The 19,632-nt window shown below is 38.6% G+C and carries 22 protein-coding genes; 11 read left to right on the forward strand and 11 right to left on the reverse strand.

The features are described 5' to 3' along the window. Nucleotides 1-1,072 precede the first annotated feature (1,072 nt). From CWB65_RS07460 to CWB65_RS07480, 5 genes are all read left to right on the forward strand, one after another. A complete protein-coding gene (locus CWB65_RS07460) occupies nucleotides 1,073-2,452 on the forward strand; it encodes an MATE family efflux transporter (protein WP_138740310.1) in 1,380 nt (459 codons plus the stop codon). Beyond that, nucleotides 2,449-4,443, forward strand: a complete 1,995-nt coding sequence (gene uvrB / locus CWB65_RS07465; protein ID WP_138740311.1) for an excinuclease ABC subunit UvrB — start codon at nucleotides 2,449-2,451, stop codon at nucleotides 4,441-4,443. The genes CWB65_RS07460 and uvrB overlap by 4 nt, the downstream gene beginning before the upstream one ends. A 3-nt stretch (nucleotides 4,444-4,446) precedes the next feature. Continuing rightward, nucleotides 4,447-5,385: a class I SAM-dependent methyltransferase gene (locus tag CWB65_RS07470; protein ID WP_138740312.1), complete on the forward strand. Its 939-nt coding sequence runs from the start codon at nucleotides 4,447-4,449 to the stop codon at nucleotides 5,383-5,385. Continuing rightward, nucleotides 5,386-6,066: a tRNA (adenine(22)-N(1))-methyltransferase TrmK gene (locus CWB65_RS07475; protein WP_138740313.1), complete on the forward strand. Its 681-nt coding sequence runs from the start codon at nucleotides 5,386-5,388 to the stop codon at nucleotides 6,064-6,066. A 103-nt stretch (nucleotides 6,067-6,169) separates the two neighbouring features. Next, nucleotides 6,170-7,195 (forward strand): hypothetical protein, encoded by a 1,026-nt coding sequence (locus tag CWB65_RS07480; protein WP_138740314.1) that lies wholly within the window; start codon nucleotides 6,170-6,172, stop codon nucleotides 7,193-7,195. A 34-nt stretch (nucleotides 7,196-7,229) separates the two neighbouring features. Here the strand turns inward: CWB65_RS07480 and CWB65_RS07485 are convergent, their stop codons facing one another. Beyond that, nucleotides 7,230-7,472, reverse strand: coding sequence for a hypothetical protein (locus CWB65_RS07485; RefSeq protein WP_138740315.1), 243 nt, complete (start codon nucleotides 7,470-7,472; stop codon nucleotides 7,230-7,232). A 255-nt stretch (nucleotides 7,473-7,727) separates the two neighbouring features. Between CWB65_RS07485 and CWB65_RS07490 the strand changes: the two genes are divergently transcribed. Then, nucleotides 7,728-8,177 (forward strand): methyltransferase family protein, encoded by a 450-nt coding sequence (locus CWB65_RS07490; protein WP_006792319.1) that lies wholly within the window; start codon nucleotides 7,728-7,730, stop codon nucleotides 8,175-8,177. A 95-nt stretch (nucleotides 8,178-8,272) separates the two neighbouring features. On the opposite strand, the gene queC is transcribed toward CWB65_RS07490, so the two are convergent. Next, a complete protein-coding gene (gene queC / locus CWB65_RS07495) occupies nucleotides 8,273-8,929 on the reverse strand; it encodes a 7-cyano-7-deazaguanine synthase QueC (RefSeq protein WP_010557540.1) in 657 nt (218 codons plus the stop codon). A 144-nt stretch (nucleotides 8,930-9,073) separates the two neighbouring features. Between queC and queE the strand changes: the two genes are divergently transcribed. Then, nucleotides 9,074-9,739, forward strand: coding sequence for a 7-carboxy-7-deazaguanine synthase QueE (gene queE / locus CWB65_RS07500; RefSeq protein ID WP_010557541.1), 666 nt, complete (start codon nucleotides 9,074-9,076; stop codon nucleotides 9,737-9,739). Between the two features lie 568 nt (nucleotides 9,740-10,307). On the opposite strand, the gene CWB65_RS07510 is transcribed toward queE, so the two are convergent. From CWB65_RS07510 to CWB65_RS07525, 4 genes are all read right to left on the reverse strand, one after another. Continuing rightward, a complete protein-coding gene (locus CWB65_RS07510) occupies nucleotides 10,308-10,661 on the reverse strand; it encodes a 2OG-Fe(II) oxygenase family protein (RefSeq protein WP_010557543.1) in 354 nt (117 codons plus the stop codon). A gap of 86 nt (nucleotides 10,662-10,747) precedes the next feature. Beyond that, nucleotides 10,748-10,966 (reverse strand): DUF6500 family protein, encoded by a 219-nt coding sequence (locus tag CWB65_RS07515; protein WP_138740316.1) that lies wholly within the window; start codon nucleotides 10,964-10,966, stop codon nucleotides 10,748-10,750. Nucleotides 10,967-11,156: 190 nt separating this feature from the next. After that, the gene (gene bcp, locus CWB65_RS07520; RefSeq protein WP_008129802.1) at nucleotides 11,157-11,636 is read right to left on the reverse strand and encodes a thioredoxin-dependent thiol peroxidase; all 480 of its coding nucleotides are present in this window, start codon (nucleotides 11,634-11,636) and stop codon (nucleotides 11,157-11,159) included. Between the two features lie 9 nt (nucleotides 11,637-11,645). Next, nucleotides 11,646-12,179, reverse strand: coding sequence for a glycine cleavage system transcriptional repressor (locus CWB65_RS07525; RefSeq protein WP_008129801.1), 534 nt, complete (start codon nucleotides 12,177-12,179; stop codon nucleotides 11,646-11,648). A 358-nt stretch (nucleotides 12,180-12,537) separates the two neighbouring features. Here CWB65_RS07525 and bamC point away from each other — a divergent pair, with 358 nt between their 5' ends. Next, the gene (gene bamC, locus CWB65_RS07535) at nucleotides 12,538-13,596 is read left to right on the forward strand and encodes an NlpB/DapX family lipoprotein (protein ID WP_138740317.1); all 1,059 of its coding nucleotides are present in this window, start codon (nucleotides 12,538-12,540) and stop codon (nucleotides 13,594-13,596) included. A 65-nt stretch (nucleotides 13,597-13,661) separates the two neighbouring features. After that, entirely contained in the window at nucleotides 13,662-15,032 is a 1,371-nt protein-coding gene (locus tag CWB65_RS07540) for a YjiH family protein (RefSeq protein ID WP_138740318.1), read from the forward strand. 31 nt (nucleotides 15,033-15,063) lie between these two features. Here CWB65_RS07540 and CWB65_RS07545 read toward each other — a convergent pair whose 3' ends face one another. Together CWB65_RS07545 and CWB65_RS07550 are read right to left on the reverse strand one after the other, a co-directional pair. Next, on the reverse strand, nucleotides 15,064-15,210 hold the full coding sequence (locus tag CWB65_RS07545; RefSeq protein ID WP_006792328.1) for a DUF2897 family protein: 147 nt from the start codon (nucleotides 15,208-15,210) through the stop codon (nucleotides 15,064-15,066). Between the two features lie 76 nt (nucleotides 15,211-15,286). Beyond that, nucleotides 15,287-15,817: an acyloxyacyl hydrolase gene (locus CWB65_RS07550; protein WP_138740319.1), complete on the reverse strand. Its 531-nt coding sequence runs from the start codon at nucleotides 15,815-15,817 to the stop codon at nucleotides 15,287-15,289. A 243-nt stretch (nucleotides 15,818-16,060) separates the two neighbouring features. On the opposite strand from CWB65_RS07550, the gene CWB65_RS07555 reads away from it, so the two are divergent. Both CWB65_RS07555 and CWB65_RS07560 read left to right on the forward strand, forming a co-directional pair. Next, on the forward strand, nucleotides 16,061-16,654 hold the full coding sequence (locus CWB65_RS07555) for an MlaC/ttg2D family ABC transporter substrate-binding protein (RefSeq protein ID WP_138740320.1): 594 nt from the start codon (nucleotides 16,061-16,063) through the stop codon (nucleotides 16,652-16,654). A 222-nt stretch (nucleotides 16,655-16,876) separates the two neighbouring features. After that, nucleotides 16,877-18,214, forward strand: coding sequence for an ankyrin repeat domain-containing protein (locus CWB65_RS07560; RefSeq protein ID WP_010557549.1), 1,338 nt, complete (start codon nucleotides 16,877-16,879; stop codon nucleotides 18,212-18,214). A 66-nt stretch (nucleotides 18,215-18,280) separates the two neighbouring features. On the opposite strand, the gene CWB65_RS07565 is transcribed toward CWB65_RS07560, so the two are convergent. The 3 genes from CWB65_RS07565 to arsC are packed head-to-tail and all read right to left on the reverse strand — an operon-like array spanning nucleotide 18,281 to nucleotide 19,622. Continuing rightward, entirely contained in the window at nucleotides 18,281-18,724 is a 444-nt protein-coding gene (locus CWB65_RS07565; RefSeq protein WP_138740321.1) for a DUF2069 domain-containing protein, read from the reverse strand. Then, on the reverse strand, nucleotides 18,721-19,275 hold the full coding sequence (wrbA, locus tag CWB65_RS07570) for an NAD(P)H:quinone oxidoreductase (protein WP_006792333.1): 555 nt from the start codon (nucleotides 19,273-19,275) through the stop codon (nucleotides 18,721-18,723). Before wrbA ends, CWB65_RS07565 begins: the two co-directional genes overlap by 4 nt. Next, complete coding sequence (arsC, locus tag CWB65_RS07575; protein WP_033019120.1) at nucleotides 19,275-19,622, reverse strand: arsenate reductase (glutaredoxin); 348 nt, start codon at nucleotides 19,620-19,622, stop codon at nucleotides 19,275-19,277. The genes wrbA and arsC overlap by 1 nt, the downstream gene beginning before the upstream one ends. Between the last annotated feature and the right edge of the window lie 10 nt (nucleotides 19,623-19,632).

The raw sequence follows: 19,632 nt of genomic DNA on the forward strand, positions 1-19,632 counted from the left end.
CCAACTGAGCTAAGGGGGAAGCGTCTTGCCTTTCAACGGGGCGAAATATTAATGACCGCGCTGCAAAGTGTCAACATATAAAAGTCATAAATTAAAAAAAGAGGTTTATTCGTTGTTTTTATGTGCAATCTGCGTGTTTTATAGCTTTATTTGAAACCATTTATTGGCCTTTCAATAAAACCATCAGTGGTAAACTAGCGCTAAGTGATCGTTTGCTATAGCCAATTGAGTAAATAAAATACGACTTTGAAATGATTTGGTCTGTGTAAAACACAAAATTTAAAAGTACTGACTCTTCGTTTTAGCTATTTATACTCAAAAACCTGACGTTAGGGTATTTTTAATCCTAAGTAATAAAATCTAAAGCGTATGCTTTTTAAACATTTGTAATTTTAGCACCTAACCATATATGCAAGTAAAAGCAAAGGTGCTCATAAATAATACAATCAATAACTTGCAATTATAAATGCTGAAAACAGGTTAGCTTAATAATCACATTGCAAATAAAATTTACTAACCTGATGAAATAGGTTTGCAAAGGTTATAAAACACTAAAAAAGCAAATCTCATCACTTTTTAAGTTAGTAGTAAAAATGTATCTCTCTTAAACCCTTTATAAATGCGGGGTCCAATGAGTTATCCACGGTTTCTGTGGATAACTCTGTTTATGAAACTTTAAGAACATCAGCAGCACCAGTAATTTAGAGTGCTACAACGATTTCAAGCTTTTAAATCATTATTTTTATTTCTTTTAAAAACAATGGTTTAAAGTTTTTGTTTTATTGTGTGTGATACGATGAGTGGAATTTTTCGTTACGATAAATCAAAAAGGAGATTTGTGCAAAAAAGCATCAGGTAACGCGTGTGTTTTGTAATAAAAGTAACAATTATGTGTCTTAATTGTTTTTTGACGCGTTAAGCCGCTGTTTTAACAAAACCGTTTAAAAAGCAATGTTTACTTCCAAGGCGCACTTTAAGCAGTTTTATTGCATTAAATCTATTGATAAATCCGTGGCTTGAATTGCCCTGATGCTTTAAAATAATCAACTCAGTAAAAGAGGCTATTTATTTCATGCGCGTAACACAAAATACCAAGACTCGCCCAGATTTACTCAATGATCCCATCTTGCCCACGTTGAAAACCATGACTGTTCCAATGATTTTTGGCATGATCATGTTAATGATGTTTAATATTGTTGATACCTTTTTTATTAGTTTGTTAGGTACTGAGCCCCTTGCGGCAGTGAGCTTTACATTCCCTGTTACATTTACTGTAATTAGTTTGGCTATAGGGTTAGGAATAGGTACTTCAGCTGTCATTGCAAAAGCATTAGGCAGTAACAAAATAGATGAAGCCCGATTTGATGCCAGCATCTCTATAATGGTGGCTGTTGTATTGGTGCTTGCGTTATCGCTTATTGGTTATCTACTTATTGACCCTGTATTTACATTATTGGGGGCAGGACAGCAGGTGCTTCCGTTAATTCATGACTACATGAATATTTGGTTTATTGGCAGTGTATTTTTGATCACACCAATGATTGGTAACTCCGTATTACGTGCCAGTGGCGATACTAAAACGCCAAGTATTGTAATGGGAGGGGCTGGGCTAATAAATGCATTACTTGACCCAATGCTGATATTTGGTTTTGGCCCTATACCTGCTATGGGTATTCAAGGAGCTGCGATTGCAAGTGTAATAGCTTGGGCTGTAGCAGTTGTGATTATTTTATATATATTAACTGTAAAAAAGCGACTACTTAGCTTAAAAGCAGGCTCACAAACGGTTGTGGGGGCAATCCGAAAAATCTTAAAAATAGGTGTGCCGGCTGCAGGTGCTAATATGCTCACGCCTATTGCAATGGCAGTTATGACTGCACTTGTTGCTAATCATGGCCCTGAGGCTGTTGCCGCGTTTGGTGTTGGTAGCAGAATAGAGTCTATTGCAAGTATTTTAGTGCTTGCCTTATCAATGACACTCCCTCCATTTGTTAGTCAAAATTTTGGGGCTGGAAAGTTATGTAGAGTGAAAGATGCATACATAGGTACCTTGAAGTTCGTCATGGTTTGGCAGTTCATGATTTATATTTTACTGATTATTTTTTCTGGCGTTATAAGTCAGTTATTTGGTAAAGAGCAAGCGGTAATAGATGTAATTAAACTTTTTATTTATATCATTCCACTTAGTTATGGCCTGCAAGGTGTGATCATATTATCGAACTCATCGTTTAATGCTTTGCATAAACCAATGAACGCGCTGTTTTTAAGTATTATTCGGTTGTTTGTTTTCTATGTTCCGTTTGCTTATTTAGGTAGTCATTTTGCAGGGTTAACGGGATTATTTATAGGTGCTGCTGTCGGTAATTTATTTACCGCATTGGTGGCGTATAAATGGTTTATAAAAGAGCTTGAGTCTTTGAGCAGTCAGTCGTTACAGGAGTGCAATAGTTGAGTGATCATTTTCAGTTAAAATCACAGTTTAAACCAGCAGGGGATCAACCCACCGCAATAAAGCAGTTGTGCGAAGGTTTAGAGGCCGGGCTTGCTCATCAAACATTGTTAGGGGCTACAGGTACGGGTAAAACCTTCACCATGGCTAATATTATTAGCGACTTAAATCGCCCAACAATTATTATGGCCCACAATAAAACGTTGGCTGCGCAGCTTTATGGTGAAATGAAAGAGTTTTTTCCTAAAAATGCCGTTGAATATTTTGTTTCTTATTACGACTATTACCAACCAGAGGCCTATGTTGTATCGAGCGATACGTTTATCGAAAAAGATGCCTCAATAAATGAGCACATAGAACAAATGCGTTTAAGTGCTACTAAAGCACTTCTTGAACGCCGCGATACCATTATTGTTGCATCGGTTTCGGCTATCTATGGTTTGGGTGACCCCCAGTCATACATGAAAATGATGTTGCTTTTAAAAGTAGGCGAAAAAGTTGACCAGCGTGACATGCTTCGCCGCTTAGCCGAAATACAATATACCCGTAACGACATAGAGTTTAGCCGTGGTACTTACCGAGTTCGCGGCGAAGTGGTCGACATATTCCCGGCAGAGTCAGAAACATATGCAGTGCGGGTAGAAATGTTTGACGACGAAATAGAGCGCTTGAGTATTTTTGATCCGCTGACAGGTGCTGTTGAAAAACATATTGTGCGTGCCACTATTTATCCTAAAACGCACTATGTAACTCCGCGAGAAAAAATTCTTGGCGCAATCGAAAATATTAAAATAGAACTAAAAGATAGAAGAGCTCAATTACTCAGTGCCAATAAATTGGTAGAAGAGCAGCGTATTGCGCAGCGCACTCAGTACGATATAGAAATGATGACCGAGTTGGGTTATTGCTCGGGAATAGAAAACTACAGTCGATATTTATCAGGGCGAACCCCTGGCGATCCGCCACCAACATTGCTTGATTACCTGCCTGATGACGCATTAATGATTATTGATGAATCTCATGTAACGGTATCGCAAATTGGTGCCATGTACAAAGGTGACAGAAGCCGTAAAGAAAACCTTGTAGAGTATGGTTTTAGAATGCCCTCAGCCATGGATAATCGCCCACTTAGGTTTGAAGAGTTTGAAGCCATTGCTCCGCAAACCATTTATGTATCGGCAACGCCTGGTGACTTTGAAATGGAGCGCAGTGGCGGGGAAGTTGCAGAGCAAATTATTCGTCCAACAGGACTTTTAGACCCGCTTATAGAAGTAAGGCCTGTTGGCGACCAAGTAGATGATTTATTATCAGAAATATACCAATGTGTTGAAAAAGGTGAGCGCGTATTAGTGACTACGCTTACTAAACGTATGTCTGAAGATTTAACCGATTACCTAAGTGAACACGGCGTAAAAGTTCGTTATTTGCATTCAGACATAGATACTGTTGAGCGCGTAGAGATAATTCGTGATTTACGCGCAGGGGTGTTTGACGTGCTAGTAGGCATTAACTTACTAAGAGAAGGTTTAGATATGCCTGAAGTGGCACTGGTTGCCATACTGGATGCTGACAAAGAAGGCTTTTTACGTTCAACTCGCTCGCTTATTCAAACTATTGGTCGTGCCGCGCGTCACTTAGATGGCCGTGCTATTTTATATGGCGATAAAGTGACTAAATCTATGGCAAAAGCGATAGATGAAACAAGCCGCAGGCGCGAAATTCAACATCAATACAATATAGATAACGGCATAGAGCCACGTGCTTTAGCCAAAAAGATTCTTGATGTGATGGATGTAGGCGAAGAAGCTGGCCCTAAAGATAACCTACAACTTATTCGTAAAGAGTCTAAAAAGGTGCTGAGTGCGAAAGAAATTGCAACGCAAATCAAGCAGCTTGAAACTAAAATGCACGCGTATGCGAGTAATTTAGAATTTGAAAAGGCGGGCTCTGTGCGCGACGAAATACACGAACTACAACAACAGTTGATTAATTAAAAAATGACTATAAATTTTACGCCTCTTATCACGGCACTTGAGAGTGCCCCTATTTTAAATAACGAACTGTGTCGTGTTTTTCACGGGCGAGGCCATAGTATTGAGGCATTAAGCCACTTAAATTTAGATTTTTATCCGCCAAGCTTATTTTTAGTCTCTTACGATGAAATAGACGACAACACGCTTAATCAGCTAACCGAAACACTTTGGCAATGGGCGCAAGCGCATTACCCAGAGTTAATTACCTCGCTTGTTTATCAGCAGCGCGCAGGTGTACAAAGCCAAAATACCGTTATGTTTGGAGCGCTTCCTAATCCGCATACAGTAACCGAAAACGGAATTCGCTTTTTAGTTGATTTGCAAAGCCGCCAAAACACGGGGATTTTTCCAGATATGCGAAGCGGCCGTGAGTTTGTAATGGCCAATAGTAAGCATGGCAAAGTACTTAATTTATTTTCGTACACGTGCGGCTTTTCGTTAGCAGCAATGCAGGGCGGCGCTGATCACGTAATGAATATGGATATGAGCAAAGGAGTACTCAAAGTAGGTAAGCAAAACCATCAGTTAAATGGCTTTGACAAAGGCGTGAGTTACTTACCTCACGATATTTTAAAGTCGTTTGGTAAATTAAAAAAAGCGGCCCCGTTTGATCTGATTATTGTTGATCCACCAAGTTTTCAAAAAGGTAGCTTTATTTTAACTAAAGATTACCAAAAAGTGCTTCGTAGGCTCCCTGAGTTACTTAATCAAACAACTAAATTACTCTTATGCGCCAATAGCCCCGAGCTAACTGAGGATGCATTTAAAGCACTTATTGCTGAGCACACACAAGGTGCGATTGAATTTGTAGAGCGCCTTGCACCTACCGCACGCTTTATTGAAATAGACAGTGATAAAAGTTTAAAAGCGCTTGTCTATAAAATGTCACATTCGCCTGATTAAATGAAGCTCAGTAAACGACTGGCTGCGATTGAAGCGCTGATCACTCGCCAGCAAAACACTATTTGGGATTGCTGCTGCGATCATGGCTATTTGGGAATGGCTTTGTTAAAGCGCTCAGCTGCGGATAAGGTCATGTTTGTTGATATTTTATCCAATGTCATGGCCGACCTTGAGGCAACGCTTACACGTAACAAAAAATTAAGGACGCCTGGTGATAAAAAGCCTGAATGGCAGGTCTTGTGTCAGGACGTTGGAAGTATAAAGCTTGATGATGTAACAAATCAGGTAGTGGTTATAGCGGGTATAGGTGGTGAATTAGCGCTGCGTTTAGTGCAGCAAATAATAGCTAACAACTCGCCAGAGTCTGTAAAGCATGTGCGATTTATTTTATGCCCAATTCACCACACCTATTTACTGCGCAGTGGTTTACACACGCTTAATTTGGGTTTGCATAGTGAGCACATTATAAGCGATAAAAACCGTATATACGAACTCATAGAGGTTAGCTTTAAAAGCAACCAAACGGTAAGTAAAACAGGTGATGCCATGTGGGACTTAAATAATAAGCAGCATACGGCTTACATTCAACGACTGTTAAATCATTATAATAAAATGCTCAATAAAGATGAGCTTTATTATCAAAAAGTTATAAGCGACTATCAAAGTCTATACGATAGTTAAAAAAGCCCAATTTTGTCGGGCGGCTGTGATCTAATTACATAACAAAACACGTAATGTAAGCACAGTTAATATCTTGCCCAGTGCGAGTTTATTTGGTTTATTTATGTCAGATAAAAATAGTCACCTAAATACGTTACTCAGTAACGACAAAAAATGGCAACATAGCTACGAGCAGCCAATTCCCTATGCGCCGCTTGTGCAATTAGCTAATAATAATTGGGTCGTTCCACAGCATTTTTTACGTTACAAGCATACACTTGAAAGTGTAAATGAAGTGCTCGAAAGCATAGAGTTTTCGGCGCACTTTAGAGTTCTTGCTGCACAAAAAGGCGATGAAATATACCTACAAGTTGCAGTACTAAGCCCTGACAACTACAAAAAAAGTGGCCATCAAAATGCCGATAAAGCAAAAAAATTGCTATTTGGTAGGCGCTGGATAGTAGAAGAAAACTTGCCCACTTCAGAACTTATTCAAACTGCTTTTTTAGCTTTAAAAGTAGCGCGTGAGCACGAAGTAAGAGAGTTGTTTCAGTTAAAACAAAATGGTGCAATTAGCACACCATTTAATAATCACCACGACTTACCTGTCATGGCGCAAAACCCTGAACTAGTCATACAAGCTCAGCACAATAATGACATTAATGATTTAATCAGCCGTATTGTTTTTGCTGACTCGACTGTTGAGCTTACTAGCCATCAAGTTATAAACGAGCAGCAACACTTGTATACAGTAAAGCTTCATTGCGACAACGCTCAGCTTAATGAATTTAATAACAAAACAATTGCGTTTTTAACTACGGGTTCGTCTACTAACCACTTTTTACATGGTTTTATTACAGCCTTAGTTAATACTAGCAACGACTACGTAAATGAGCAGTTTAAGTATCAAGGTTTTGCCCGCTTTAGTAAAAATGTGGCGGTAGAAAGTATTGGTAAGTTAAGCATTGCAATGCGCTCACCAAATACAGTTGATTTGTGCTCAATGGGTAAGCAAGAAGCTAATCAATTAAACTTCGAAATAGACAGCGGGCGAGCACCTCAGGGGTGTGGACAAGCTATAGGTGGGTTTTTAGCAGCCCATGGAATAGAGCAACCAGAAAATGCCCATTTATACCCAAACTACCTTTAATGGCCTTAGCGAATAAGTAAGCGTTTAACAACGCTTACAGTTTGTTGATTTCTTGCTTAACGTTAAAGTTTGAGTCGGTCACAATGGCTTCGAGTGTTTGTACACGTTCTCTTAGTGCAACCACTTCTGCTTTTGTTTCAGCAAGTTGTTTATGAGCATCGCTATTGTTGTTTTGCATTTTATGTTTAAACTCTAAATGCTTTTTATACATATCGTAAACCACACCCGAACCCACAGATATAAGCACAATTAGCACAATCATCGTAGTACCAGACATAACTATATTCCTTTTATATTTTATTTTTAAAGTATACGCTTTCTTCAATTTAGATAAAGCTGACAATTGTAACTTTATTTGTAAAGAGTGACGATTTGAAATCAATCAATTAACACTGTGGCTATAAACATGTGCATCAGTGCTTTTTGTCTGGTGTTCATACTTTATACAGTAACAGGGTTGTTTAATGTAAAATCAATCGCCATATAGTTACTAACACACTATTTTATAAACTAATTTTATCAGAGAGTTATTATGCTAAATAATAAAATACCTCCCGTTATAGTTGTTCTATTTTTTGCAGGCATTATGGCGCTTATAGCGCATTACAGTGTTATTGACTTTACTGTATTTGTTGCCTACTTGGCGGCAAGTTTAGTTATTATTGGTTGTGCAAGCTGTGTTGCGGGTGTTGTGAGCTTTAAGCTAGCCAAAACCACAGTAAACCCCAATAAACCAGAACAGGCATCAAAATTAGTTACCAGCGGTATTTACCGAATTTCACGTAATCCCATGTATTTAGGATTTGCATTTATTTTAGCTGGGTGGGGTGTGTGGTTAAGCTCTGTTTGGGCAATGTTAGGTGTTATTGGGTTTATTGGCTATTTAACGTTGTTTCAAATAATGCCAGAAGAACGTGCGCTTACTAAATTATTTGGTGATGAATTTACTATCTATAAAGCTCGCGTAAGGCGCTGGCTATAGAGTGTAAAAGTGCTATTTATTTAATTTGTTGTGCAATAAAAAAGGCTATGTAACATAGCCTTTTTCTAGTACCTAAATGGGTAACTATGTGTTGCTTATTCGTATTCTAATGGGTCTGTAATATTGTTCAGTGCAAATGCTTCTAAACGTTCTTGGCACGCACCACACTTACCACAGGCCTTTTCACGGCCGTTATAACAAGTCCATGTTTGGCTGTAATCTAAACCCATTTTTATACCGTCAGTTAAAATATCAATTTTGGTGTTATTAAGATATGGGCTAAAAATTTCAACGGCATCATAATTAGCTATACGACACACATCATCCATTTTCTTCACAAACTCAGGGCGGCAGTCGGGGTAAATAGCATGATCCCCAGAATGAGCACCGTAATAAACTTGGCTTGCTTTAAGTGATACTGCGTAACCAACTGCAAGCGAGAGCAAAATCATATTACGATTTGGCACAATCGTGCTCTTCATGCTCTCTTCTTCGTAATGGCCTTCTGGTACATCAATGTTATCGGTTAATGATGAGCCACCAATAAGCTGATTAATAGCTGAAATATCAACTATTTTGTGTGGAACATTAAGCTTTTCACATACTTGCGCAGCAACTTTAAGCTCTTTTACATGACGCTGACCATAGTCAAATGAGAGGGCATATACATCATGGCCTTGTTGCAGGGCTTTATTTAATACGGTAAATGAGTCCATACCGCCGGAATAAATAACAACTACTTTTTGCGTCATATCTGTTTTGCTCTTAGTTTTAATAGAGGTTTATATCAGGGCGCGATATACTACACGGCCGCAGCTTAAATAACAATTTTTGCACAGCGCTTTTTCGTCTTTAATAGTAGCAATTTGGCTACTAGGTAGTAAGTGAGATCTCTTTTGTACAAAATTAATGAAGTGTTTGAAACCATTCAAGGTGAAGCAAGCTTTACTGGCACACCCTCAATATTTTTACGCCTGCAAGGTTGCCCTGTAGGGTGTTCGTGGTGCGACACAAAACAAACATGGGATGTAGACAACGTATACAAAGTGTCTCTTGACGAAACCGTAGAGAAAAAAGCCGACTCAGATCATTGGGCCGATGCCAGCGCCGAGCAAGTACTTGAGCTGTTTAAATCACGTGGCTACACAGCCAAGCATGTTGTAATTACCGGCGGCGAGCCATGTATGTACGATTTAAACCCAGTATGTAAGCTATTGCACGATAATGGCTTTACCACACAAATAGAGACCAGCGGCACGTTTGAAATACTCGCCCCTGAACAAACATGGGTCACGGTATCGCCTAAAATAAACATGCGCGGCGGTTATGAAGTACTTACCAGCGCCATGAAACGCGCCAACGAAATTAAACATCCCGTTGCAATGCAAAAGCACGTAGAAGAGTTAGAAGAGCTATTTGCTAAAACAGGTGTTAACCCAAAGCTTGTTTACTTACAGCCAATTAGCCAAAAAGTATCAGCAACCAAATTAGCAATCGACACCTGTATTGCCAAAAACTGGCGCCTATCAATACAAGTACACAAGTATTTAGGAATTAGTTAAAGCGCAAAGGCGGCTTTAAGTGGTTAGCTGTAAGCGATAAGCTGCTCTGCGTTAAGTTATATTCTGTAGATAAAAGGTTGGGTTGAGTGAAACGAAACCCAACACAGCAACTTCAATGCTCACTCTTTCCAAGCACTCTTTATATCAAACTCTAACAAGCTTATTTAAACACGTAGGTCGGATAAGCAAAGCGCCATCCGACAATGTTAGTTAATTTCTTCCCTGCAGTGATAGCAATTATTTGTTGGCAGGCGATAGCTAGTAGCTGATTGCATTACCTGGTTTTTCTTACACTTTGGGCAGAAGTAATTAATAACATTCACAATTAGTACGATTGCAAAAATAATACCGCCAATATAAAACGGGTTTGCATAAAACTGATTACTTGCCGGCGAAAACTGAAACCCAATAATACATGTGATTAAAGCCACTAAATACGCTTTAAACCTAACTGCCTTTTTCAAATTTAAATCCTTATATTTAGTTTTTTATGCTCAATATATCAATAGACTATACCGTGAAAGATGGTGAGTACTAGATTAAAGTGCACTTTAAGGGGAGTTTTTGACTAAGTATTTTTTATCCAGCCAATACTTAGTATATATCGGTTACCTTTTTCTACCTTTGATACTTGGTGCCTGCTGATATCAGGGCGAAATAACTTGATCCTTTCTGTTTCAAATATGAGGCTAGAGCAAATAAACTCTCCGCCTATATCCGCTTTTTTTAACACAATATTTAGTCTGTAATGCTGACCATCCTTAACAAGATCAGTGTGCGGTGGTATTTCACTTCCTTTTGGGAACTTTAATAAATACACATCAAACTTTATGGGCCAAAATGCACCACAAAGCAGCATTTTATCATAGCCCGATTTTTGCCTGCCTCGTGACCACCGAAATAGCTTTTTTACAAAAGACATACACACTCCTTGATTTAGAGACTTTAAATCGCGCTTTTAACTGTTGCTTAAAGCATTATGCACATTGAATATGAACACTTTAGGGCTTATAAATTACTCAGCATCATCTGTTTTATTTTATTAGCTTTAACGAAGTGATCTAACTGATGAGTTTGAATCCACCAAGTAGCAGCTTCCATTAAAAGTTCAGGATTGTTGTTTTTATTAGCAAAAAAAGCGTAGAAAGACAGACCTACATTATCACCTTTACTGGCAATTTTTTTATCACATACTTCAATGATTTTAGTTCTTAATTCTTGTCTCATATATGAGTAACCTAATAAAGCGTATTGGTGAAAACAAAAAGGAACAAACTGTAACTTTAAATTCAAAACGTGCAGTTGTTTATTTATTTTTCGAAGATGCTTTATTTAACCACGTTATTTAGTAAATAACATAAAAAAGCGCTGCTCTAGGGCAACGCTTTATGTATTTTTTTGGTCGTAGTTAGCTAGCTTATTCTGCTGCCAAATAATCAAGCACCACTTGGTGATGATCTTTGGTCTTAAATTTATCAAATAAGTGTTTAATTTTACCGTCTTGGCCTACTAAAAACGTTAAGCGGTGAATACCGTCGTACTCTTTACCCATAAACTTTTTGTAGCCCCATACACCAAATGCTTCTGCAATGGCGTGATCTTCATCGGCGAGTAAATCAAAGTTAAGCTCTTTTTTAGTTTCAAAGTTTTTAAGGCGCTTAATTGGATCTGGGCTGATGCCTACAACACGGGTGTTAAATTTAGCAAGCTCAGCTTGTTGGTCGCGCAGGTTTTCTGCTTGCACGGTACAACCTGGTGTAGACGCTTTAGGGTAAAAGTACACAAGTACTTGTTGTTCTTTTAACAATTCACTTAATGTGATTGTTTCGTCGTTTTGGTTTTGTAAGCTAAAAGCGGGTGCTGTATCACCAGCTTGTAATGGACTAATTGTGTTCATGCTATTTCCTTAACGAATGCGTTTAAAAATATAATCTACGTTTAGGGTATGAGAAAGGCTCTCAAAACTAATTTTAAATTTATCTATGTCTACATCTATGGGGATATTAAATTCTACTTCACAGCGCATTTTAGTGTCAGTTTCTTCATTAAACGTATCTGACTTTAAAGAACAAATGCTGATGTGGTTATCGGCAAAAAAGCGTGTCACTTTGCTTAGCGTACCAGGGGTATCTATACCCGTGTATTCTAATGTGTAACCGGCACAAAACTCGCTAGGAGTATGGCTGGTTGTGCGTTTCATCATGGTTAACAAGCCAAGTTCCATTGCTTTGGTTGGTAACACATGTTCAATTCGGCTAATGGCCGACATATCACCCTGCAATAACATTATAAAGGTAAACTCGCAGCCTAAAATGGCAATGCGGCTGTCAATAATATTGCAGTGACAGTCGCTAACTAATTGCGTAAGTTCACTGACAATACCAGGCCTGTCTTCGCCGATAGCAGTTAACACAATTTGATGATTTGAAAATGCAGTCATGGGTTAAAATACCTAAGTTACAAGGGTTATAACAACGCAATGGATAACACTACTAAATACACTCGAGGACTTGCTCGGCGGCGAAGTTTAACACAAAACAGTGTGTAAACTACAATGCGGGCTAATTAAGCGCGTTTAAAGTACGGTGTTTCTTGTTTTTACTAGCACAGGAAAGTACCATAGTTAAAATTTGCTTATTTGCCCTTAGTTTTTTCTAAGTTGAGGTGCTGAACTTTATTGCAATTAAGCAGCCAAATAAAAATGTAAAGTTAATATTGATTTTACACTGAACCAAATCGGCATAACCCACTCATATATTTGTTAAAACAATTAAAGGGTATGCTAAGGAGAATTATCTGTGCAGTATTGGATCCCAAAAGCACTTGCAGTAAGTGTATTGGTAAGTTTATCAGGGTGTAGTGTATTTGTTAACGATGCGCATAATGAACGTAATTACCGCGCGCACGAGCCAGTAAAAGCGCCAGCGTCTTTATCTCAGCCGGCTCAAGATCCAGTTTATAAAATGGAAGTAGGTCAATATAACAATAATCCAGACGCAACCAATTATCGTCCACCAGCTCAAGTACTCACTGTAGCAAAAGGCAGCTGGGTCGAAGAGGCTGATAATTTAGCACGCGTATATTTTGATAAAAACGATGGTATTGTTGATTTAGATGACTTTATTTGGGATTCAATTAAAGCTGTTTTAGCTGAAAACAACACCGCTACTACCAAAGAAGATAAGCTACTTGGCATTATTGAAACCGATTGGTACGCAATTATTAAAACCGAAGAAAGCTGGTTGTGGGGCGATGAAAAGAACGATGACCTGCAACGTTTTAGATTTTCTATTGAAAAAAAATCGCATGAACGTACAGCTTCTTTACGTGCTGAGCTAATCGATTTTAAAGGTGATACAACACTTACAGACTTGCTTAAACAGCAATTAGAAGTGCGTGCACTTAACCAAGTTATTACTGAATTTGATTACCGCTATCGCCAGCTTGAAGTAGATATGCGCAAGCGCCAAGGTATTATTTCTTTAGAAATGGGCTTTGACAATAAAGGTAATGCAGCACTGGTTACTGAGCAGTCTTACGATGCGGTATTTGATCGTTTTTCAGGCTTTTTAGAGCGTTTGTCGTTTACTATTGTTGAAATAAACCAAGATACAGGTTTAATTACAGCTGACTATAAAGCACCGGAAAGCAGTATGTGGGATTCGATTTGGGGCGACGATGTTGCGCAATTACCAATAGATGAAGGCCAATACCAAATTTTAGTGAGTAAAACCAAGCAAGGTGGCACAAGCTTAACCTGGATGGACGATAAAGGCGAAACGCTAGAGCCAGGTACCATGAATGGTTTACAGCAAGCACTAGAAGCAGCACTTATTAAGCGCGGCATTAAAATATAAATAATAATACGTTTTACCACAAAAAGAGCGCTTAGCTCTTTTTGTGGTTTTTATAGGTTAAAAATATGTCTCAATTATCAACTTCACCTCAGTACAATTGGCGTACTTGGTTTGCGTTCCTTGTGCCTTCGCTAATTGGTGTTTTTTTGTTTATGACGCCGGTGTCGAGCGGTGAAGCAATGACCATTCCTATTGCAATGATGGCCAAAGCCATGCAAGTATTTTTTGCAGATACAGCACAAGCCATTATTACTGCCATAATTTGTATAACGGGTGCGTTTTCACTCATTGTAAGTGTTTTTAAGCCTCAAGTGATTTGTAAAGTACCACTTTTAAACCACTTATTTAATGTTAGTTGGGTTTGGTTGCTTACGCGTTTATTTGGTACTGCATTTGTATTAATGACCTTTTCAGGCGTGGGGCCGCATGCGATAACGTCTGAAAATACAGGGGCACTCGTGTTAAACGACTTACTTCCTGTGTTGTTTTCGGTATTTATACTGGCAGGACTTTTACTTCCTTTGTTACTTAACTTTGGGTTGCTTGAGTTGGTAGGTACATTATTAACTAAAGTAATGCGCCCGTTATTTGGCGTTCCAGGGCGAAGTGCCGTTAACTGTGTGGCATCGTGGTTAGGTGATGGCAGTGTGGGAATATTAATGACTGCGCGCCAATACGAAGATAAATACTACACACAACGCGAAGCCGCTGTTATTGGTACTACATTTTCTGCTGTTTCAATTACGTTTTGTTTAGTGGTTATTGGCCAAGTAAAGCTTGAGTATTTATTTGCTCCGTTTTATTTAACGGTGTGCTTGGCAGGTATTACTGCCGCTATTATTGTGCCGCGCTTGCCACCGCTTAGGTTTAAAAAAGATTTACTTATTGATGGCTCAGAGCCTGACGCAAACGCAGAGCTGGTGCCTGAAGGTAAATCATTAGTGGGTCATTCTTTAGATATAGCGCTGGCCAAGGCAGATAAATCGCCGGGTGTAGTGGGGACATTAAAAGAAGGCGTACACAACGCACTTGATATGGTATTTGCTGTATTACCTGTTGTTATGGCAGTGGGTACATTTGCATTAATCATTGCAGAATATACGCCGCTATTTCAATATTTAGGTATGCCGTTTATTCCATTTTTAGAATTGTTGCAAGTGCCTGAAGCTGAGGCTGCAGCACAAACAATCATGGTTGGTTTTGCCGATATGTTTATCCCTTCAATCCTTGCAGCTGGGACTATTGAGAGTGATGTAACACGCTTTATCATTGCCGCGATGAGTGTGACTCAGCTTATTTATATGTCTGAAGTGGGGGCGCTGCTATTAGGAAGTAAAATCCCAGTAAACATTGTTGAGCTGTTCGTCATATTTATTCTCAGAACACTTATAACATTGCCAATTATTTCGTTAATGGCACATTGGCTTGTAGGTTAAGCTTATTTTTTAAATTAAAAGCCCTGATTTATCAGGGCTTTTTTGTGTCTTGTTTGTTTTTTAAGTGCGAGTCTGACTTTTTAAATTCCATATTAGCACTGTGTTTTATTAAGGCAATATTTCCTATTACAACACCAAATACCATCACCACAATGAGGATTACTTGCCATGTTTGCATTTTAATTTCTCAGTTTTTGTTTGCTGATTATTTTACGTTTTTAAATAGTAATTACCAGCAAACAAATCAGAGAGTATTAAAATCGCTTGGCAACCGATAAGGTCATAAAATCAAGGCCTGGATTGGGCTTTTGAAACCCCGCATTAGAATAATGAATAATTCGCAAAGCAATGTTTGTATCGCCTAAGTCGGCAACGAGTCCAATACGATCTTCAAATTGATAATGGCTACTTAAATTTTTACCACCAAACTGTGTATCGTCAATAAGTGAAACACCAATGCCTGCTTCAACATAAAACGGGGTGTTATTAAAACTAAATGCTGGAAACTGCAATACAGGCGATACCGCTAATACCAAGTTAGATTGTGAGTGGTGGTTATGCGCAAATTCCCACAGGTTTACACTGGTTTCGATATAAAAGCGGGTATCTCCAACTAAGTTTTGCATTTTTGGCATATGGTATTGATAAGCTAATTTTATTCCATTTATATTACCCGTGCCTTTAAGTAAGTCGACTGCGTAGCCATGGTTTGATTGCGCTAATGCGGTGTTATTAATAAAAAGTGAGGCGATTATTAAAATAAGTATTTTAAAAAAGGATTTCATAGCTGCTCGCTGATAGTTGGTTTATCGAAAAAACAAATGATGAGGGTGGGGAGGTTATAAATTCAAGGCGAGAGAAAATGGGGATGTATACGGTGTGTTAATAGGTTTTATTAACTTATTGAAAATTAATTACTTAATTCATTGGTGCTTTTTGGGCATTAATAAGTTGCTTATTTGTGCCTTTTTTATTGCGTATTAATGACGTAAATTAGCCTTAACTTAATCACACAAACAAAAAATATTATGAAACTTATTAAACTATTTTTAATTGCTACCGCATTTTTAAGCACATCGCTTTATGCACAAGCTCAGCAATCACCAGATATACTATTAGAGTCTGTTGCAGACACCCTTTTTGCTGATATAGGAAAAGTGAACAGTAAAGGTAATGCCAGTAAAAGTGAAATGTCGGGAATTGTTGAAAAACGTTTAATGCCACATATTGATATTAAGTTTGTGTCTTTTAAACTATTAGGTAAACACATTAAAGGCATTGAGCGCCAACAAGCTGTTGATTTTATTGACGCGGTTGAGCATTACTTAACTGGTACATACGCCGGTGCATTAATGAAATACACAGGCCAAAAAGTGGTTTTTGAGCATAATAATGCACAAAGCGATTCAGAATATGCCACGGTTAATACGCAAATTATAGAGCCTAACGCCCCCACAATTGATTTAAGCTTTAAGTTACGGCTAGGTAAAGATAACCAATGGAAGGTGTATGATATTGTAGCCGAGGGTATTTCGCTTTTAAGTGCTAAGCAAAAAGAGATAATTCAGCGCATTTCAGATGTAGGCATTGACCAAGTAATTAGCGAGTTAAAGAATAAATAATTAATCTTTTTGTGTGGAAGAGATTAAGCCCAACTCCAACCTAAAAAGCAGCCATGTAATTACTTACTTGGCTGCTTTTATATTTTTCATTATTCATCTACTTTGTTCTAGCGTGGCGATCTGGGTGTGCTAGAATATCGCCTCTTTGATTAAGCGTGGTGTCAGCTGAAAGCTGCTATAACCTGACCACTTACCCAAGCTACACTGGAGTTGTGTTGTTTAATGGAAAATGTACTGATTTGGCCAAAGGAATATCCGTTACTCATTAAAGGCCTTGTAGAGCAAAACGGTGCCTTTATTTTAGATGCTTTAGAAGCTTGGCCAGCTTGTCGTTCTACCAATGAAGACGATGGTGTGTGTACCACTGTTTTGCCCCCGATTTATTATTTGGCGTGGTTAACACCGCTTGAACCTTTTGAAGAATGCTATTTTCAACATATTTGTGAATACGACGAAGATGCACAGGCATACGTAGGCGCAATGAAAACCCACTTTTACGATAACGAATATACTCCAGAGAGCTTAGTGCTCTTGTTGTGTCAGCGTTTAGAAAAATACGCAAGTGTTGCCGCACAAAATGCAGTTGAAACACCGCTTTCATTATTTAATTTATTTTTTAGCAAACGCTATTTTACACTCATTGAACATGCTTTAAATAATGGCAGTAAGCTTAGTGCTGTTGATGCGTTATCGCTATGGAAAGAAGTTGATTTTAGAGATCGCTTAAGTCACTTCATACCTGAGTCAATTGCTGACTTAGAAGTGTTAAGTGGGCTTGCAAGTGACAAAGTAGCAATGGGTAAAGACTATTTTACTTTATTGAAACAAGTATCGCCTGATGTTGATTCTGTGGTTTTACTTGAGCAAGCGCTCCTAACACATTTACGTAAAAAAACGGCCAAGCAAACAATGGCTATGCGCTTTATTGAGCAAGGTGCAACCGGCACACTAGCTGATGATAACGGTAAAACAGCATTCATGTGGGCGGCAGAGCGTGGTTTTGTAAACGTTGTGCAAACCTTATTACCTCAGCAAGATAAAAAAGCCCTTGATAGCCTTGGTAATACTGCATTGCATTATGCTGTGCTCTCTAAAAATGAATCGTTAATGGTGATGCTAATAAAAGCAGGCTTTGATTTTAGAGCGCGTAATAACGAGGGCCTAAGTTGCTACCGATTGGCTGTGAGCATTAAAGCGCAAAACCTAGTTAAATGCCTAGAGCGTGATTTTGGAATTAAAGAGCTATCCCCAGAAGGGCAATTTGATCGCATTAAAAAAGTGCATGTTTTACATGCTATTGTGACTTTATTATTGCCATTACAGTTATTTTTCTTTTTTGATGAAGCGCTGACCATAAAAAGTGAACTGACGCTTGGTTTAACTATGGTTACGGTGATTTGTTTTTTCTTTGCTATGAGCTTAAAGCGCTGCGCTTTGTATCCACATATAAAACACCCTTGGGGTTTATTTGTATTGAGGGGCTTTTCGTTATTGAGCTTATTAGCTCAGCTAGGTTTAGCGGGTATAGTGACGTTGGCTGCACTAAGTGAATTGGTTTAAATAGTTAATACGTATTTAAAATGTATAAAAAGCGCGTTTATTCAATAGTAAACGCGCTTTTTTATTTTACTTGTTAAGTTCGTTAGCGGCTTTTTCGTCAGCTAAATCTTCTTTTAGTTTGCGAATTTTTAAGCCTAACTCTTGCCCGCGGTGCCTTGCATAATAAGTGCACCCAATAAACATGAAAGATGCAAATAACAACTCAAGTAAAACCCAAATCAGCTCATCAGGTGCAACCCAAAGCATAGTTAAGCCATGAATAAAATAAAGCATAACAACAAAGTTTGCCCAAGCATAGGTATAAGTACTGTCTTTTATAATACCTCTGAGTGGAAGTAATAGAGGAATTATAGGTACAAATAACGACATAACATCGAGCGGGCCTTCTTGAGGCGGCACAAAGTACATCCATAATGGCATTAAAATGAGCAGGCCAATATAGCCAATTAAAGCAATGCGTTGAAATTTTACGGTTATTGGCTTTTTAGCAGGGGGTTGCGCTGTGTTCATTGAAGTTTACTCGCAATTTTTGTCAGGCGTATACCAACGCTTTGGCATATTTTAATTTCGTCTTTACTTAACTGGGCACTATTGTTGCTACCGGCAACGTGCGTAGCGCCATAGGGGGTACCGCCAGTTTGAGTGCCTAATAATTCGGGCACATCGTAAGGTACACCAAGTAGCATCATTCCGTGGTGTAGTAAGGGCAATGATAAATTAAGCAGTGTGGCCTCATTACCACCATGCATACTGCTTGACGATGAAAACACACATGCGGGTTTATCAATTAGTTGGCCTTTGAGCCATAGCTCGCTGGTGGTTTCCCAAAATGCTTTGGCTTGAGAGGCCATCATACCAAATCGGGTAGGTGTACCAAAAGCCAAGCCATCACACTGTATAAGGTCATCTTTACTAATGACAATGTCGTGCGGGTTTTTAGCTACAAACGTTCTCAGTAGGGCTGTTGCGCCTTGTTGCTCTATTGACTCAGCTATTTCATGGGCCATTGCTTCAACGGAGCCATGGCTCGAGTGGTAAAGTACCACGATGGTTGTACTCATTATAAAACGCTTAAAACGTTTTCTGGTGGGCGACCAATTGCGGCTTTACCATTGTGTTCAACAATAGGGCGTTCAATTAATTTTGGATGCTGAACCATGGCGTTTATAAGCGTGGTTTCGTTTGTTTCGTCTTTTAAATTTAGCGTTTTGTACTCGGTTTCTTTTGTACGCATTAAATCACGAGCAGAGCTAAAACCAAGTTGTTCTATAAGTGTAGTAATTTGATCAGATGTTAAAGGCGTTTTTAAATACTCAACAACGGTGGGCTCAATTGATTTACTTTGTAAAAGGGCAAGTGTTTCACGCGATTTAGAACAACGCGGATTATGATAAATAGTAACAGACATAAAAGTTTCC

This window comes from Pseudoalteromonas sp. S554 (assembly GCF_005930865.1).
Taxonomy (GTDB): Bacteria; Pseudomonadota; Gammaproteobacteria; order Enterobacterales; family Alteromonadaceae; genus Pseudoalteromonas; species Pseudoalteromonas marina.